We start from the raw sequence: 1,191 nt of genomic DNA on the forward strand, positions 1-1,191 counted from the left end.
CCGGGGCAACCAATTCGGTGCCGACGCCCTGCTCCATGAATACGTCGGCCGCACCGGTGGCGGCCTGGCCGCAGGCTTTGCCGCAGGCGCGGCCTACGGTGTCGCCACCGGGTCCTGGAGTGGCCCCGGCGCGTTGGTCACCGGTGCAGTCGGCGGCACCATCGGCGCCTTTGGCGGCGAAGCCATTGGCCGCGCCTACACCCAATACCAGATGAACCACCAGGTGGGCGACGATGGCAACACCTACGCGCACACCCACGGTCATTGGGAGCAGTCCAACTGGATTCACAAGAACCAACCCGCAGCCCCGGACCAGATCAACACCCTTGAATACAAGCGCACCAGCGCCATCACCGAACTCGCGCTGGCCCGGCCCCAGCACCTCGATCCGCAGAACATTACCCTGCAAGACCCCCGAGGGCAGAAGAGCGACTATCGCCTGACCCAAGACGGCTGGGTGACCGAGGTCACGGACCAAGGGCCCTACGGCACTGCCATCCCCGTAGGAGACTTTGGCGCTGTTCTGACCCATGACGAACGCGCTGCCCCCGCCCTGAGCAAGCATCTCGATCAGATTTCGGCGGTGCGCCGCGATGCCAACGCGCACTATTCGGAAAACCTCGCCAAGGCCTACATGACCGACTACGTCGGCAGAGGCTTTGCGCGGGATGACAGACCCGTGCCCGAATCTGTGACCACGCTCTTGCGCTTGCCCAGCGAAATTCATGTGAAAGACCCGGCCACCGGCCAGACCTGGGAGCGCAGCCCCCAGGGGGCCTTCACCCGCACCGACCATGTGGAAATGTCTGGCCTCGAGGGCAAGGATTACATCTCCCGGACGCTGACCGCCAAGGGAGAAGAGCTGGCACGTCTGGACAAGGAGCATCAAGGCCACGTGCAGACCAACCGCCAGTATGGGGCGGCCTTGGTGGAGCAGAAGTTCCAGGAGATGCAACCGCAACAGGTGAAGCCGCAACAAGCGCCCCAGCAAACGACGCCGCACGGGCAGCAGCAGAACACGCCGGCATCGAGGTCGGGAGCCGCCACCAGCGCCACCCCAGGCCATGTGCGCGAGGAGCCCCATGCCACGCCCCGGCACACGCCTGCACCGCCGCAGCCCACGAGCGGCCACCTGACACCTCAGCAGATCGAGCGCATCACCACGCATGAATCGCGCATCGTGCCCACGCC

The 1,191-nt window shown here is 65.7% G+C and carries 1 pseudogene; it reads left to right on the forward strand.

What is annotated here, in order from left to right:
• Nucleotides 1-1,191 (forward strand): annotated as a pseudogene (locus EJI00_RS25205) (hypothetical protein); the annotation flags it as partial.

The sequence above is a fragment of the Variovorax sp. DXTD-1 genome (genome assembly GCF_003984625.1).
GTDB lineage: Bacteria > Pseudomonadota > Gammaproteobacteria > Burkholderiales > Burkholderiaceae_C > Variovorax.